The organism is Tenacibaculum sp. 190130A14a, from assembly GCF_964048965.1.
Taxonomy (GTDB): Bacteria; Bacteroidota; Bacteroidia; order Flavobacteriales; family Flavobacteriaceae; genus Polaribacter; species Polaribacter polynesiense.
On the sequence record NZ_OZ040189.1, the window covers coordinates 2,512,785 to 2,529,037 of the forward strand.

Consider the following 16,253-nt stretch of genomic DNA (forward strand, 5'->3'; position numbering starts at 1 on the left):
ATCGATTTGTAATTTTTATCTGTTCATAATAATTCTTATTCATCCCCTTTCCCCATGAAGAAAAGCATATTAACTTTACTAGGTCCTGGTTTGTTATTTGCCGGTGCTGCAATTGGTGTTTCTCATTTAGTACAATCTACTCGAGCTGGAGCTGATTATGGTTTCGGATTACTTTGGGCACTTCTAATCGTTCATATTTTCAAATATCCATTTTTTCAATATGGTCCAAGATATGCAGCTGCAACTGGAGAAACATTATTAGATGGTTATAAAAAACTAGGTACTCATTTTTTAACCATTTACTATTTGTTAAATTTTGCAACCATGTTTACCATTCAAGCGGCTGTAACCATTGTTACTGCAAGTTTAGCCTCACACTTATTCAATGTAACCAATGATTTGGTGGTATGGTCATTAATTATTACTGTGGTAAGTATACTTATTTTAGGTATTGGGAAATACAAACTGTTAGATAATGTTATGAAATACATTATTATAGCTTTAACGGTAAGTACCTTAATTGCTGTTAACATTGCTCTTTTTACAACAGATAAAGGCTTTAGCTATCAACAAATACTCCCATCTGGAACTGCACAAATTACCTTTTTAATTGCATTTTTAGGATGGATGCCAGCTCCTTTAGATATTTCTATCTGGCATTCTTTATGGTCTGTTGAAAAGAACAAAGCTACTTTAGAAAATATTAAACCCAAACAAGCTGTTTTTGATTTCAACGTTGGGTATCTAGGTACTTTATTTTTAGGAGTTTGTTTTGTGATGTTAGGTGCTTTGGTTATGTACCAATCTGGAGAATCTTTTTCAAATAAGGGATCTATTTTTGCAGCACAACTCATTAAACTTTATACAAATAATCTAGGTGATTTTTCTCATATAATAATTGGTATTGCCGCTTTTACAACTATGTTTAGTACTACTTTAACCACCTTAGATGCATCTCCTAGAGCTATGACAAAAGCTTCAGAATTATTGTTTAAGCGTAAAAAAATAAAACTAGGTTATTGGTTTTGGATTCTTTTTCTAGCTGTAGGTACTTATATAATTTTAAAGTATTTCTTAGCCGATATGGGATTCTTAGTAAGAGTTGCTACTATCTTATCTTTTTTAACCGCCCCTTTTTATGCTATTTTAAACTACATGCTCATTTCTGGAAAACATACCCCAGAAAAATACAGGCCATCATTGCCTTTAAAAATTTTAAGCATTACAGGTATCGTTTTTTTAATAGGTTTTAGTATTTGGTTTTTACTGAATTTGTAACGCTTTTCTTTGTAAATTTGCAGTTCAATTTAGAAACAAATGACTAAACAACCTGTTACATTACCAGAAAGAACTAAAAAACCTAAATGGCTTAGGGTGAAGTTACCAGTAGGTAAAAAGTATACTGAATTAAGAGGCTTAGTAGACAAGTACAAATTGAATACAATTTGTACTAGTGGTAGTTGTCCTAATATGGGAGAATGCTGGGGAGAAGGAACAGCTACTTTTATGATTTTAGGAAATGTTTGTACACGTTCGTGTGGATTTTGTGGTGTAAAAACTGGAAGACCTGAAACGGTTGAATGGGATGAGCCAGAAAAAGTTGCTCGTTCAATAAAACTAATGAACATTAAACATGCCGTATTAACTTCTGTTGATAGAGATGATTTAAAAGATGGTGGTTCTATCATTTGGGCAGAAACTGTAAATGCAGTTCGTAGAGCAAACCCTTCTACTACATTAGAAACTTTAATTCCAGATTTTCAAGGAAACGAAAAGTTAATAGATCGTATTATTGAAGTAGCTCCTGAAGTTGTATCACATAACATGGAAACGGTACGCCGTTTAACTCGTGAAGTGCGTATACAAGCAAAATATGATAGAAGCTTAGGTGTTTTAAAATATTTAAAAGATAATGGTATGAGAACTAAATCAGGAATTATGCTTGGTTTAGGAGAAACTGAAGACGAGGTTATACAAACCATGAAAGATCTTCGTAATGTCGGTTTAGACATTATTACTATTGGACAATATTTACAACCCACTAAAAAACATTTACCCGTAAAAGAGTTTATTACGCCTGAACAGTTTAAGAAATATGAAACTTTAGGTTTAGAAATGGGCTTTATGTATGTAGAAAGTGGTGCTTTGGTACGTTCTTCGTACAAAGCACATAAGCATGCTAGTTAAAAATTTAACTTTTTTATTAAATTTTTCTTAGTAAACAACATATTTGTTAGATTTTTCTTAATTTGAAGTGTTTGAACTGTTAAAAAATTGTAAAATATTAAACACTCATATACAACATATTAGGTTAATTCGTAATTTTGGCACAGAATTTGGAAACAATATAACCGTAAACAAGTATTGTTTTCATTGTGTAAATTATTTGAATTAGTTGATTAACAAAAGCCCACTCGAATTGAGTGGGCTTTTGAATTTAATATATGTTGTATGCTAATTAAATTGCACTAATAATGTCATACTTCGTAACAATATGATGCTTACCATTTTCTAAATCAACTAATACTGCTTGATTATCTTTTGTAATTAATTTAGATACTTCTTCTATAGAGGCAGATTTACTTACCATTGGATATCTATTTCCCATTACATCCTTAATTGGTTTATCTGCAATATTTTTATCTTCTAAGTAACTTCTTAATAAAGCCGATTCATCAACAGAGCCTACAAAACCATTTATATCTTTTACAGGAATTTGAGAAATCTTAAAAGTTCTCATACGCTCAATGGCATGTGACACTAATTCTTCTGTTTGAACAGTTACCAATGGCTTGTTGATATGATCTTTGATTAAATCTTCAGCAGTTGTAACATCATCTTCTAAAAACCCTCTATCACGCATCCAATCATCATTAAACATTTTCCCTACGTATCTACTTCCATGATCATGGAATAACACCACTACTACATCATCTTTTTTAAACTCGTCTTTTAACTGTAATAATCCTTTAATTGCCGATCCAGCAGAGTTTCCAACGAAAATACCTTCTTCTTTTGCTATTTTACGTGTATATACAGCCGCATCTTTATCAGTTACCTTAGTAAATCCATCTATTAAAGAAAAATCTACATTCTTAGGTAAAATATCTTCTCCAATACCTTCTGTTATATATGGGTAAATTTCATTCTCATCAAAAATTCCAGTTTCATGATATTTTTTAAATACAGAACCATAGGTATCTACTCCCCAAATTTTAATATTTGGGTTCTTTTCTTTTAAGTATTTCGCCGTTCCAGAAATAGTACCTCCTGTACCTACTCCAACTACAAAATGCGTAATTTTCCCTTCTGTTTGTTCCCAAATTTCAGGACCAGTTTGTTCGTAATGAGCAACTGCATTAGAAGGGTTATCATATTGATTTACATACCAAGAATTTGGTGTTTCTTCTCCTAAACGCTTCGATACAGAATAATAAGAACGAGGATCATCTGGCTCTACATTTGTAGGACAAACTACTACCTCTGCTCCTACTGCACGAAGAATATCCATTTTTTCTTTAGATTGCTTATCTGAAATTACGAAAATACATTTGTATCCTTTTACAATCGCTGCTAACGCTAATCCCATTCCTGTATTTCCTGAAGTACCTTCAATAATAGTACCTCCTGGTTTTAAACGACCATCTGCCTCAGCATCTTCAATCATTTTTAAAGCCATACGGTCTTTAACCGAATTCCCTGGATTAAACGTTTCTACTTTTGCTAATACTAAAGCATCTACTTCTTTAGTAACTGAATTTAATTGAACTAAAGGCGTATTACCAATAGTTTCTAATATATTTTTTGCGTATTTCATCATCTTATTTTGAGCTGCAAATTTAAGCAAATCTGATAGACTTGGAAGGGTGAATTTTAGTTATGATATATGAAGGAACAATGAGCATTAAAAAACACAAAATCAGTGTTCCTATATTTAACAACAAGATCATCCAAATATTCAATTCTACAGGCATTGTAGATACATAATAGGTTTCTGGATTTAGTTGTATTATTTTAAAGTATTTCTGTATAAAAATTATGAGCATTCCTATAAGGTTACCCCACAATAGTCCTTTCAATATTAAATAAGAAGCATTGTATAAAAACACTTTTCTTATACTCCAATTATTACTTCCTAAAGCCTTTAAAACTCCTACCATTTGAACTCGTTCTAAAATCAACACAAGCAAAGCGGTAATCATATTTATTCCAGCAATTAATATCATAATAGCAATAATAAACCACACATTATTATCAATAAGTTCAAACCATTCAAAAATTAAAGGATAATTGTCTACAATAGTAATACTATTCAATGTAGCACCCGTATTACTATACACTTCATCTCCTTTTTCCTTTAAGGAATCAAAATCATCTAGTAAGACTTCAAACCCTCCTATTTGGTCATCATTCCAACGGTTAATTCTTTGAACTTCTCTAATATCTCCAATAATAATGGATTTATCAAATTGCTCAAAACCGGTATCATAAATCCCTACAATAACTGGTTTACGTGTTTTAAATTTTGACTTGCTATTTTCTGCATAAAATAGTGCCTGAATGGTATCGTTCACTTTTAAATGTAAGCGATTGGCAATGGTTTTAGATACCAGTATTTCTTTATTTCTCTGTTGTTCAAAATCAGGTAATCTTCCTTCTTTTAAATATTCTCTAAAAAAAGAAAAATCATAATCTGTAGAAACTCCTTTTAAAACGATTCCTTCAAAATCTGTTTGGGTTCTTATAATTCCAGCAACATTGGCAAAAACCTGAACATTTTTTATCCCATCTATATTTTTAAACTCTGGATAAAATTCTTGAGTTTTACTAATAGGAACTGTAGATAAGTCAGAGTTGTTATTGTCATAATTTAATATTTGAATATGACCTTTAAATCCTGACATTTTATCACGAATTTTCTTCTGAAAACCCGAACCAATAGATACTGCTACCAACATAATAGCAATTCCTAAAGCAATGGCTGTGATAGCAATTTTTATTATTGGAGATGATATACTATTTTTATATTCTTTGCCTGCAATAATACGCTTGGCGATAAATAACTCGTAATTCAAAAGTTATAATTTTATAGAATACCAAAAGTATTAATTATAGATTAAACATTTACTAATAAATGATTAAAGCTTCAATTAAACACAAAGAACTTGTTACTGATATCTTATACAGTGCATTTGTTGGTATTACGATTCCTAATTCTATTAATTTTGTAGTCAAACAAGATAAACATAGAAATAAACGGTTGCGTTTTTTAATGGAATATCTATTTTTAAAAGCTCTAGATTTTGGTGAAGTATACATTTCTAATAACCAAAACGCTTGTATTTTATTACATTACCCTCATAAAGAAAAAACCACTCTTAAAACAATTGGTAGAGATTGTAAACTCGCTTTTAAAACAATTGGCCTAATTCGTGTATACAAAGTATTAAAACGAGAATATCAACTGAAAAAACATCATGTAAAAGAAGCACATATTCATCCTTTAATTATGGGAGTGAAAAAAGATTATCAAGGGAAAGGAAGTGGAGTTCGATTAATTTATGAAGTTTTGAATGAACATAGCACTAATAAATTACCTTGTATACTAGAAACTACCACAAAATCTAATTTAAAACTCTATAAGAAGTTTGGTTTTTATATTTTTAACGAGACAACCGATTTAGGGTATCCATTATATTTTTTAAGAAAAGATTTTACCAATGAAATTATTTAAAATAGCCTTTTTACTTTTTTGTTTTCAATTAGCCGCATGTGCACAATCGCAAAAATCAACTATTAAAAAGGTTGAAAAACAGTCTTCAGTACTTAAAGTAGGAGCAGATAGAACTAATCTATATTTAAATACATTAAAGGGTAAAAATATTGCTATTGTAGCCAATCAAACTTCAATAATTAATGTATTACAACGTGCAGAGGTGAGTCCGAATGTAATGGGATCTAAGCTGGTAGCACACCATCTAGTGGATTACTTGCACAATTATGGAAATATCAATGTAAAAAAAGTATTTGCTCCAGAGCATGGTTTTCGTGGTAAAGCAGATGCTGGTGAAGTCGTGGTAGATGGTATAGATACTAAAACTAAACTTCCAATTGTTTCTTTATACGGAAAAAACAAAAAACCTTCGCAAGAGCAATTAGCTGGAATTGATGTTGTGGTTTTTGACATTCAAGACGTAGGAGCCCGATTTTACACCTATATTTCTACATTACACTATGTTATGGAAGCTTGTGCAGAGGCCAATATTCCTGTGATTGTTTTAGACAGACCTAACCCAAACGGACATTATATAGATGGTCCTGTTTTAAAAACTGCCCATAAAAGTTTTGTAGGAATGCACCCTGTTCCAGTAGTTTACGGAATGACCATTGGAGAATACGGACAAATGATTAATGGCGAGCAATGGTTAAAAGATAAAGCGCAATGTGATTTAACCATAATACCTATTGAAAATTATACACATGATTATCAATATAGCTTACCTATTAAACCTTCTCCTAACCTACCAAATGATGCTTCTATTAACTTGTATCCAAGCCTTTGTTTTTTTGAAGGAACTAATGTTTCCGCAGGTAGAGGAACTACTACACAGTTTCAAATTTATGGATCACCTTTCTTAAAAGGTTTTGAGTATAGCTTTACGCCAAAACCTAATGAAGGCGCTAAACATCCTAAGCATAAAAATGAAGTTTGTTATGGTGAAAATTTAACTGAAACGGATGAATTAACGCATTTGAATTTAGGTTGGTTATTGAAGGCTTATGAACAAACATCAGCAAAAGAAAAATTCTTTAATGCTTTTTTTACCAAACTAGCAGGAACGAAAAAACTACAACAGCAAATTGAACAAGGATTGAGCGAACAAGAAATCAAAAATTCTTGGAAGTCAGATTTAGAAAATTTTAAAAAGACAAGAGCAAAATATTTGATTTATAAGTAGACTTTACTTCTTTTTTTATTCTAAATAAAAATCATTCTTTCTTTTTGGAATAATCATTCCAAAAATTCTATATTTGCCTCATGAACAAAAAAGAATCCATACTTACTGCTGCTTTAGAACTACTTATTTCAAAAGGAGTTCATAATACACCTATGTCTGCTATAGCAAAGGCTGCTGGTACTGGTATGGGTACCATTTACAATTACTTTCCTAATAAAGATGTGCTGATTAATGAAATTTATATCCGCATCAAAGAAAAGGAAGAATCGTTATTTTTAGAAGTAGATACCCATGGACCAATTAAAACACAGTTTGAAAACTACATTACTGTATTGATCAACTTTTTTATTGAACACCCTTCTTACTTTAAGTTTTTAGAACAATTACAGGCCTCTCCTATCATTACAGAGGAAAATAAGCAAAAAGGAGGAACATCAGTAGCAATGGTAGCTACCTTATTAAAAAGTGGACAACAAAGTCGTATTATTAAAAACATTCCAATAGACGAACTACTAATGTTTATTGGTGGTGCGGTTTCTTCGTATTTAAGATGGTATCATCTTAAATCAACAAATAAACAAGGGGCTTTTACAAACCAAATTCAAATGGTTTGGGACGCTATTAAAGAGTAATTTTTTTTAACCACAATATGGAATGAACATTCATTCCAAAAAAATATATACATATGATTGATTTAAAATTTAAGCGAGAAATTAACAAACCTATTGACGAAGTATGGAGCTTTGTAATTGATGATTTTTACTCAGGTCATAAATGGGCCTATGGAACAACACATTGTAGAAAAAGAACTCTAAACGAGGATTTTGATCGAGTGTGTCAAACAGAAAGCGGAAGATTAATGGATAAAATTACCAAAATTGATAATACCAACTATATACTTGAGTTTTCAGTAAAAGGTCTACCCTTTTTTGTAAAGTCGGTAACTAGTACTTGGCAATTAACAAAGATCTCAGAAACCAAAACAATAATAAGTTTGGGACCTTGCATACATGTAATGCCCGTTATAGGAACGCTTTTACAAATTCCTATGAAAGCTCAACTAAAGAAAATATACCCAGGAATACTTGATGATCTTGTTACTTATGTAGAAACAGGTAAACCTTCCGCAAGGAAACAAAAAGAACTTGATGCTTTACAGCAATAGTTCTTCAAATAATACAATCTTTTAGCTATCAGAGAATGACTTTATTTGCCAATCTTATTCTCTGATAGTCCTAAGAAATCAATACTATTTCTTTAATTCTCGTTCTAACTTAACCAAAAAGATTAGTTCAGATTTATTTCTATTATTCACTTCTGAAGTAACAATACACGCTGTTTCCCAAAGTATACTTTTAATTTCGTCAGAAAACAGACTTTCATTGTTGTTCTTAAACTCAATAAAATTCTGAAAACACAATTCTGTAGAGTTCTCTTCTTTTTTAAATTGAAGATACATCCTTTTAATATGTTCAATTTCTGAATCGCTAAAGATTTTTGGAGCTTTCCATATTGTATCAAACAACTCCAACAGTTTTTCTTCTTCTTCTTCTCTAACAGCGCCATCAACGGCTATTACTACATATACAAATTGAGCAATACTACTTAAAAAGTTTAAAGAATGTCTTAGAACTAACATAACGAAATAATTTTAGCTTCCACTAACAAAGTTACCATAAAACTCTCTTTTAGCACATGACAAAAATCATGAAAATCAAGAAGTTATCTATCTAACTTTAAACTAGTTAAAATCATTACTTATGAAGACGATTTTATTACCTACCGATTTTTCAGAAAATTCTTGGAATGCTATTGAATATGCATTGAAACTATTTAAGAATCAAGAATGTACTTTTTATATCTTAAATACCTATATCCCTAGTATATACCATATGAATTATATGCCTTCAAGTGTTGCGTATACAGGTGTAACAGATGCATTAAAAGAGTCTTCCCTTAAAAACTTAGCATACATTGCACGTAAAATATCTGAAGAGTTTTCAAATGAAAAGCACCATGTTGAAACTGTCAGCTCTTTAAACATGTTAGTATCAGAAATTCGGAGCCTTATAAGAGAAAAATCGATCGATATTATTGTCATGGGAACCCAAGGGGCTACAGGTGCTATTGAAAAAATACTAGGAACCAATACCATGACCGTAATTAATGATATTGAATGTCCTACAATTGCTGTTCCTGAAGGTTTTAAGTTTGACAAAATTGAAAAAATACTATTCCCTACAGATTTTCAATTGTTTTACCTACCCTATCATGTCGATCCAATTGTTAATATAGCACAATTGCACGAAGCTCATATCGATATTTTACATGTTTTAGCAAAGGATTTTAAAGAGCTTGACGACGTACAAGATAAAAACAGACTTCGACTTAAGTCCTTTTTAAAAGGAACCAACAACACCTTTTTATATACAGAATATGAAGAGATTCCGAAAGCTGTTGATACTTTCTTGATGAAAAACCCAACCGATTTAATTGTAATGATGAACAATAAAAATTCATTCTTTGACAATGTTTTTTTCAAACCTATTATCAATAAAATTGGTTTTCATTTAAAGGTACCCTTCCTCGTAATTCCAAGTAAAAAGTAAGGTCATGAAAAAAAAGATTTTAATAGCAACCGATTTTTCTAAAACCTCGCTCAATGCCATCATGTATGCTTTAGAACTGTATAAGACTGATCGATGTGATTTTTATGTACTCAACGTTTTTAAAACGACTTATAATCTCATTGAAGATATCATTCCGCCAAAACCTGGGGAAAAGGGGTATGATATACCTTATCAAAAGTCTACAGATGGTTTAGAGCGTATTTCTAAGTTAATTCTGTTTAAAGAAGATGATAACCCATATCACAACTTTGAATATATCTCTTTAAACAAGCCTTTGCTCAAAGGGGTACAAGAAATAGTTGAACAAAAGGATATAGAACTGGTCATTATGGGTACCAAGGGAGTTACCGATAGTCAGAGTAGTGTTTTTGGAAGTAATGCAGTAGAAATAATGGAAAAGGTACGTAACTGTCCTGTATTAGTTGTACCAATTGATGCCAAGCAAGAACTTCCAAAAGAAATTGTATTCCCTACAGATTATAAAATTCAATATAAAAGAAAAGAGCTAGCACATTTAATAGACATTGTACGAAAGTGTAATGCCTCTTTAAAAGTATTACACGCTACCGAAGAAGATACACTTGATAGCAACCAGGAAGAACACAAAAAAATGTTGGAAAAGTACTTTGAAAGTATCCATCATTCTTTTCATACGCTCTCCTCTATTTCAGTAGCTACTGCAGTAAAATGTTTTGTAGAAAGTAGAGACAGTGACATGATCGCATTTATTAATAAAAAGCATTTGTTTTTTGGAAGTGTTTTTTCGCAACCACTGGTAAAAAAAATAGGGTATAAACTAAAAGTACCTGTGTTAGTATTACATGATTTAAAAAATTAAAACTCAAAAAAAATGAAAAATATAGGCATTTGGTTAGACAAGGAAAAGGCATTCATTGTAACCATAGAGAACAACAACGAACATATGGAAAAAGTACTTTCTAATATCGAAAATTTTAAAATACATGGTGGTTCTGGAACACGATTTAAGGGTGGTCCGCAAGATGTAGTACAAGATAGTAGGTATTTAGAAAGAGAAAAAAATCAGACTAAAAATTACTTTAAAGAATTAGCTTCAAAAGTACAAGATGCCAATGCATTAGCCATTTTTGGACCTGCTGAGACTTATGAAAAATTTAAAAAAGAACTGGAAGTATCGTATAAAAACCTTGATGAAAAAGTAAAAACTGTTCGTAACGTAGATAGCATGACGAACAATCAAGTAAAAGCATTGATACGTGACTTTTTTGAAAACGAAGTAAACTAATACCTTAAACGTTATGAAAAGTAGGTTATACATCGCGGTTATTTTAATTGTGAGTTTGTTTTACAATTGCTCTACAACGCATATGATTGATCAATGGAAGAATCCTGAGATTGACAGTTTACATATTTCTAAAATTCTTATTGTTGGACTTTCTCCAAACATAGAAGCTCGAACATCTTTTGAACAGCGATTAAAACAAGAATTCCAAGCTAGAGATATAGAAGCCGTAAGTAGTTTAGAAATTTTTGATCCAAGTTTTAGAGTTGAACAAAAATCAAAAGAAGAAATTAAGGTTATTGAAAACATCTTAACCTCCAATTATTTTGATGCTGTGCTATTGAGTAAAGTAAAAGGGATCGAAGACAAAGTCATAGAAAATCATACTTACCGCAACAGAGAACATTTAGACATTAAGTTTAAAGACGATTATTACATGCATCAAGAAATTATAGGTAACCCAAGTTATTATGAAAAATATAAAGTATACCATGCTGAATCTTCTTTGTATTGTATTTGCCCAACGAAAGATCGAGAATTGATGTGGAAAGGATCTATTGATATCATCGATCCAACCTCAGCAGAAGAAACCATTGATGATTACATTAGTTTATTAATCTTAGCTCTTGAAGAACAAAAATTACTCAATAAAAAAAGGTAGCCATAGGCTACCTTTTTCGTACATATAGATCTATTCTATTCTCCCCCCCAGAAGAATAATTTTCTATAAATTCATTTTTTAAATCGCTTTAGCTCCTGCTTCGGCAACCGTATGGTCATTTTCTACTGTACTTCCACTTACGCCTACTGCTCCAATAACATTTCCTTGTACATCTTTTACTGGTACTCCTCCAGGAAATGTAATCAATCCATTATTAGAGTGTTCAATATTATACAAAGCACCTCCTGGTTGTGATAATTCACCAATTACTCCTGTATTCATGTCAAAATAACGTGCAGTTTTTGCTTTTTTAATTGAAATATCTAATGATCCTAACCATGCTCCGTCCATACGTGCAAAAGCAACTAAATTGGCACCTGCATCTACTACGGCAATATTCATTTTTGTATCAATTGCAACCGATTTTTCTTTAGCTGCAACAATAATTTTCTCTGCTTGTTCTAATGTAATATTCATAATTCTTTTATTTACTTCAAATGATGATGCAAATGTACAATAGACAACAAGCCTCATGATTAGCCGAAAAGTTCAATTAGTTATGAAAAAAGGTCAAATTAGATTTCTGAAGGACTTATCTTAAACTTCTTTTTAAAAGCAGCGCTAAAGTTAGATAAGTTTTGATAACCCAACTCTAAGTAGATATCTGATGGTGTTACATTTGCGTTTTTTAAAAGCTCTTTGGCCTTTAACAAACGTTTATCTCTAAACCATTTTCCTGGTGAAGTTTGATACTCTTTTACAAAGTTTCTTTTAAAGGTAGATAAACTCATATTGCATAAAAAAGCAATTTCTTCTAAAGCCAAAGAAGAGAGTACATTATTTTCTATTACCTTTTTAAAAGGTGATTCTTCCTTTGCTATTAAAGAATATAAGTAGCTTTCAAATGCTTGTCCGTATTTGTTGAGTAAATACAATAACAGTTCATCAAATTTTACAGACAATAAATTATCTATAAAAGCTTTCGGAGCTTCTTTAATGGTATTTAATGAATTCAAATAAGAATCAATATACGCATCATTTTCAATAACAAAACAAGAATTTGAAGTAGTGCTATTCCCTTTACTTGATGCTTCTTTAAAAATTCTTGTAGTCGTTCTTCAGAAAAAAATAAAAGCTTGCAGTAATATATTTCCTCTGTATCTAGCAACTCGCTCCACAAACAATTTCCTTTGGCTATTAAAATAGATTGCGAATTGTTTACCATAAAAGAACCTTCTGCAAAATGCACTTGCTTCGTACCTTTTTGTAAAAAACTAAACATGTGCATGTTTAAATTGACCTTGGTTTTAATGGCTTCTTCTTCCATTTTTAGGTCATACACAAAAAGTTCTGGAAAATCAGAATCGTTTAAATAAGCATTCGGAATGTTGTCTATAGAAGGCTTCAATAAGTTAAAATCAAAAGGTTTCTTGTGGTTAATTTAAGAATCCTTGCTCCTTCATCCAAGCATCTGAGTAAATTTTGTCTGTATAGCGAATTCCATGATCTGGTAATACCACTACCACAAAACTATCTTTGTCAAATGTTCCCTTTGCAGCGTATTGTTTTACTGCCTGAATCACTGCTCCAGAAGTATATCCGCAGAAAAGACCTTCGTCTTTAATTAATTGTCGAGCAGTTAATGCTGCCTCTTTATCAGCTACTTTTTCATAAACATCTACCACATCAAAATCGGTAGCAGTTGGAATCAAGTTTTTTCCTAAACCTTCAATTTTATACGGAGCAATTTCTTTGGTATCTAACTCTCCAGTTTCATGGAATTTCTTAATCACAGAACCAATAGCATCCACCCCTAATACTTGAATATTTGGATTTTGTTCTTTTAAATATCGTCCAGTTCCTGAAATAGTTCCTCCAGTACCGCTTGCAATAACCACGTGGGTTACCTTACCTTCGGTTTGTGCCCAAATTTCTGGTCCAGTAGTATGATAATGTGCTTCAATATTTAATTCGTTAAAATATTGATTGATATAAATAGACTTCGGTGTTTCTTTATGAATACGCTTTGCAGTTTCATAATACGAACGTGGATCATCAGCAGGTACGTTTGCCGGACAAACATGTACCTCTGCTCCCATGGTTTTTAATACTTCTATTTTGTTTTCAGACGATTTATCACTCACTGCCAAAATACATTTGTATCCTTTTACCATGGCAATCATTGCCAAGCTAAACCCTGTATTTCCTGAAGTTGTTTCAACAATAGTATCTCCTGGTTTTAACAATCCTTTTTTCTCTGCATTTTCTACAATATGTAATGCTATTCTGTCTTTTGCAGAATGTCCTGGATTAAACGCCTCTATTTTAGCAAAGAAGTTACCTGGTAAATCACTAGTGATTCGTTGTAACTTTACAATTGGTGTTTGCCCTACGAGTTCTAAAATTGAATTGTTAATTCCTTTGTTTCTATCCATTGTTTTCAATAAAAAACGTCATTACGAGATAAATGACGAAGTAACCTGTTATTATTGAGATTGCTTCGTTGCTCTCGCAATGACGCTTTACACTCAATCGAGCGCAAAAATATAATTATTTTTCTAACTTATCTTCTAACATTAGTAAGAAGGTGTATTCTTCTGCAGTTTCTTTTAATGCATCGAAACGTCCAGAAGCTCCTCCGTGCCCTGCTTCCATATTGGTATGCAGCATTAAAATGTTATCGTCCGTTTTTAATTCACGTAATTTAGCAACCCATTTTGCAGGCTCCCAATATTGAACTTGACTATCGTGTAAACCAGTTGTTACTAACATATTCGGATAGTTCTTGGCTACTACCTGATCGTATGGAGAGTACGACTTCATATAATCGTAGTACTCTTTGTTATTAGGGTTCCCCCACTCATCATACTCACCAGTAGTTAATGGAATACTATCATCTAACATTGTAGAAATTACATCTACAAATGGTACCGCAGCAATGATTCCGTTGTATAACTCAGGATTCATGTTAATTACTGCTCCCATTAATAATCCACCAGCAGATCCTCCCATAGCATATAAGTGCTCTGGAGAAGTATATCCGTTATCAATTAAATATTTCGAACAGTCAATAAAATCGGTAAACGTATTCATCTTGTTTAACATTTTTCCGTCTTCATACCACTCACGTCCTAAATATTGACTTCCTCTAATATGTGCTAATGCAAAAATGAATCCACGGTCTAATAAACTTAAACGTGTTGTTGAGAATCCATCGCTAATTGTATATCCGTAAGAACCATAAGCATATTGTAAAATAGGTGTGTTCTTGTCAATCTTAGTATCCTTGTGGTGTACAATAGACAATGCTATTTTCTTACCATCACGTGCAGGTACCCAAATACGCTTGCTTACATAGTTTGCTTTATCAAACTTCCCTCCTAATACTTCTTGCTCTTTTTTAACTTCTTTTGATTTGTCTTTCATATTGAAGTCAATCACAGAACTAGGAGTTGTCATTGAATTGTAAGAATAGCGAATGATGTCTGTATCGAACTCTGGATTTGAATATACACCTGCCGAATAAGTTTCTTCATCAAATGGTAAGTAGTAATCTTCTGCTCCATCCCAACGCTTGATACGAATCTTGTTCAATCCTTCATTTCTTTCTTCTAAAACTAAATAGTCTTTAAAAATTGAAAAATCTTCAAATAAAGTATCTTCTCTATGAGGAATTACATCTACCCAATTTTCTTTGGTAGTTTTATCCTCTGGAGTTTTCATTAACTTAAAGTTTTGTGCTCCGTCTTTGTTGGTTTTGATATAGAAATGATCTCCGTAGTGCGCAATATCATATTCTAAATTACGCTCACGAGGTTGAATTATTCTAAACGTTCCATCAGGGTTATCAGCTTCTAATACTTGGTATTCTGAAGATACCGTGTTGTAAGAACCAATTACAATGTATTTTCTTGATTTTGTTTTGGTAACAAAAGTTCCGAAAGTATCATCTTTCTCTTCAAAAACTAATACATCTTCTGAAGCATCTGTACCTAAAGTGTGCTTGTAAATTTGAGAACTACGTAAAGTTACAGGGTCTTTTTTAGTATAAAATAACGTTTTGTTATCGTTTGCCCATACAGAACCTCCTGTAGTATTATCAATCTTATCTGAAAGAATTTCTCCTGTTTCTAAGTTCTTAACTTGAATGGTATACTGACGACGACTTACAGTATCTACTGCAAAAGCAGCTAACTTATTGTCTGGAGTTACATTTAATCCACCTAATTGAAAGTAGTCATGTCCTTTTGCTTCGTCATTTACATTAAAAATAACTTCTTCAGCAGCCTCTAAATTTCCTTTTTTACGACTATAAATAGGATATTGTTGTCCTTTTTCATAACGCGTAATATAGAAATATCCATTCTTTTTATAAGGAACCGACTCATCGTCTTCTTTAATACGTCCTTTCATTTCTTGAAATAACGACTCTTGGAAATTTTTGGTATCCTTTGTTATTTCATCGTAGTATGCATTTTCAGCATTTAAATAATCGTACACTTTTTGCGTTTGCTCATCTTTCTGTTCAGCATTTTTTTGCTCATCAGACAAGCGCATCCAGAAATAATTATCTGTTCTAACGTCTCCGTGCTTTTCTAATTTTGTTGGTTGTTTTTCTGCAACAGGGGCTTTTATCATTGTGTCTTTCATCTTTTTGTCTTTACAAGCGGATGCAAAAATAAGACTAAAAACTGAAGCAGATAGCAGTATTTTTTTCATTTTATATGTTTGGTTAATATTTC

General features: G+C 31.9%; 17 protein-coding genes and 1 pseudogene. 10 read left to right on the forward strand and 8 right to left on the reverse strand.

Translation table 11 applies throughout. The features are described 5' to 3' along the window. Positions 1-54 precede the first annotated feature (54 nt). Complete coding sequence (locus ABNT22_RS11815; RefSeq protein WP_348718517.1) at positions 55-1,278, forward strand: Nramp family divalent metal transporter; 1,224 nt, start codon at positions 55-57, stop codon at positions 1,276-1,278. Positions 1,279-1,317: 39 nt separating this feature from the next. Continuing rightward, entirely contained in the window at positions 1,318-2,187 is an 870-nt protein-coding gene (gene lipA, locus ABNT22_RS11820; protein ID WP_348718515.1) for a lipoyl synthase, read from the forward strand. Between the two features lie 271 nt (positions 2,188-2,458). Here lipA and ABNT22_RS11825 read toward each other — a convergent pair whose 3' ends face one another. Together ABNT22_RS11825 and ABNT22_RS11830 are read right to left on the reverse strand one after the other, a co-directional pair. Continuing rightward, complete coding sequence (locus ABNT22_RS11825; protein ID WP_348718608.1) at positions 2,459-3,817, reverse strand: pyridoxal-phosphate dependent enzyme; 1,359 nt, start codon at positions 3,815-3,817, stop codon at positions 2,459-2,461. Positions 3,818-3,839: 22 nt separating this feature from the next. After that, the gene (locus ABNT22_RS11830; protein ID WP_348718514.1) at positions 3,840-5,075 is read right to left on the reverse strand and encodes an ABC transporter permease; all 1,236 of its coding nucleotides are present in this window, start codon (positions 5,073-5,075) and stop codon (positions 3,840-3,842) included. Positions 5,076-5,134: 59 nt separating this feature from the next. Here ABNT22_RS11830 and ABNT22_RS11835 point away from each other — a divergent pair, with 59 nt between their 5' ends. From ABNT22_RS11835 to ABNT22_RS11850, 4 genes are all read left to right on the forward strand, one after another. Beyond that, entirely contained in the window at positions 5,135-5,734 is a 600-nt protein-coding gene (locus ABNT22_RS11835) for a GNAT family N-acetyltransferase (protein ID WP_348718513.1), read from the forward strand. Further along, the gene (locus tag ABNT22_RS11840) at positions 5,721-6,959 is read left to right on the forward strand and encodes a DUF1343 domain-containing protein (protein ID WP_348718512.1); all 1,239 of its coding nucleotides are present in this window, start codon (positions 5,721-5,723) and stop codon (positions 6,957-6,959) included. Before ABNT22_RS11835 ends, ABNT22_RS11840 begins: the two co-directional genes overlap by 14 nt. Before the next feature lie 80 nt (positions 6,960-7,039). Further along, positions 7,040-7,591 (forward strand): TetR/AcrR family transcriptional regulator, encoded by a 552-nt coding sequence (locus tag ABNT22_RS11845; protein WP_348718511.1) that lies wholly within the window; start codon positions 7,040-7,042, stop codon positions 7,589-7,591. Between the two features lie 53 nt (positions 7,592-7,644). Then, positions 7,645-8,124: an SRPBCC family protein gene (locus tag ABNT22_RS11850; protein WP_348718510.1), complete on the forward strand. Its 480-nt coding sequence runs from the start codon at positions 7,645-7,647 to the stop codon at positions 8,122-8,124. An 84-nt stretch (positions 8,125-8,208) separates the two neighbouring features. Here the strand turns inward: ABNT22_RS11850 and ABNT22_RS11855 are convergent, their stop codons facing one another. After that, on the reverse strand, positions 8,209-8,598 hold the full coding sequence (locus ABNT22_RS11855; RefSeq protein WP_348718509.1) for a hypothetical protein: 390 nt from the start codon (positions 8,596-8,598) through the stop codon (positions 8,209-8,211). Between the two features lie 121 nt (positions 8,599-8,719). Here ABNT22_RS11855 and ABNT22_RS11860 point away from each other — a divergent pair, with 121 nt between their 5' ends. From ABNT22_RS11860 to ABNT22_RS11875, 4 genes are read left to right on the forward strand one after another with little or no spacing between them, the layout of a single operon-like run. After that, on the forward strand, positions 8,720-9,568 hold the full coding sequence (locus ABNT22_RS11860; protein ID WP_348718508.1) for a universal stress protein: 849 nt from the start codon (positions 8,720-8,722) through the stop codon (positions 9,566-9,568). 4 nt (positions 9,569-9,572) lie between these two features. Continuing rightward, on the forward strand, positions 9,573-10,427 hold the full coding sequence (locus ABNT22_RS11865) for a universal stress protein (protein ID WP_348718507.1): 855 nt from the start codon (positions 9,573-9,575) through the stop codon (positions 10,425-10,427). A 12-nt stretch (positions 10,428-10,439) separates the two neighbouring features. Then, positions 10,440-10,853: a hypothetical protein gene (locus tag ABNT22_RS11870; protein WP_348718506.1), complete on the forward strand. Its 414-nt coding sequence runs from the start codon at positions 10,440-10,442 to the stop codon at positions 10,851-10,853. Between the two features lie 13 nt (positions 10,854-10,866). Then, entirely contained in the window at positions 10,867-11,511 is a 645-nt protein-coding gene (locus ABNT22_RS11875; protein ID WP_348718504.1) for a hypothetical protein, read from the forward strand. Between the two features lie 78 nt (positions 11,512-11,589). Here ABNT22_RS11875 and ABNT22_RS11880 read toward each other — a convergent pair whose 3' ends face one another. The 5 genes and pseudogenes from ABNT22_RS11880 to ABNT22_RS11900 all read right to left on the reverse strand — a co-directional run bounded on the left by ABNT22_RS11880 (position 11,590) and on the right by ABNT22_RS11900 (position 16,230). Continuing rightward, the gene (locus ABNT22_RS11880; RefSeq protein WP_348718503.1) at positions 11,590-11,988 is read right to left on the reverse strand and encodes a heme-binding protein; all 399 of its coding nucleotides are present in this window, start codon (positions 11,986-11,988) and stop codon (positions 11,590-11,592) included. Positions 11,989-12,086: 98 nt separating this feature from the next. Beyond that, complete coding sequence (locus tag ABNT22_RS18395) at positions 12,087-12,302, reverse strand: helix-turn-helix domain-containing protein (RefSeq protein ID WP_412766899.1); 216 nt, start codon at positions 12,300-12,302, stop codon at positions 12,087-12,089. 171 nt (positions 12,303-12,473) lie between these two features. Beyond that, positions 12,474-12,838 (reverse strand): annotated as a pseudogene (locus ABNT22_RS11890) (AraC family transcriptional regulator); the annotation flags it as partial. 109 nt (positions 12,839-12,947) lie between these two features. Then, positions 12,948-13,946, reverse strand: a complete 999-nt coding sequence (locus ABNT22_RS11895; RefSeq protein ID WP_348718500.1) for a PLP-dependent cysteine synthase family protein — start codon at positions 13,944-13,946, stop codon at positions 12,948-12,950. Between the two features lie 115 nt (positions 13,947-14,061). Then, on the reverse strand, positions 14,062-16,230 hold the full coding sequence (locus ABNT22_RS11900) for a S9 family peptidase (RefSeq protein WP_412766898.1): 2,169 nt from the start codon (positions 16,228-16,230) through the stop codon (positions 14,062-14,064). Between the last annotated feature and the right edge of the window lie 23 nt (positions 16,231-16,253).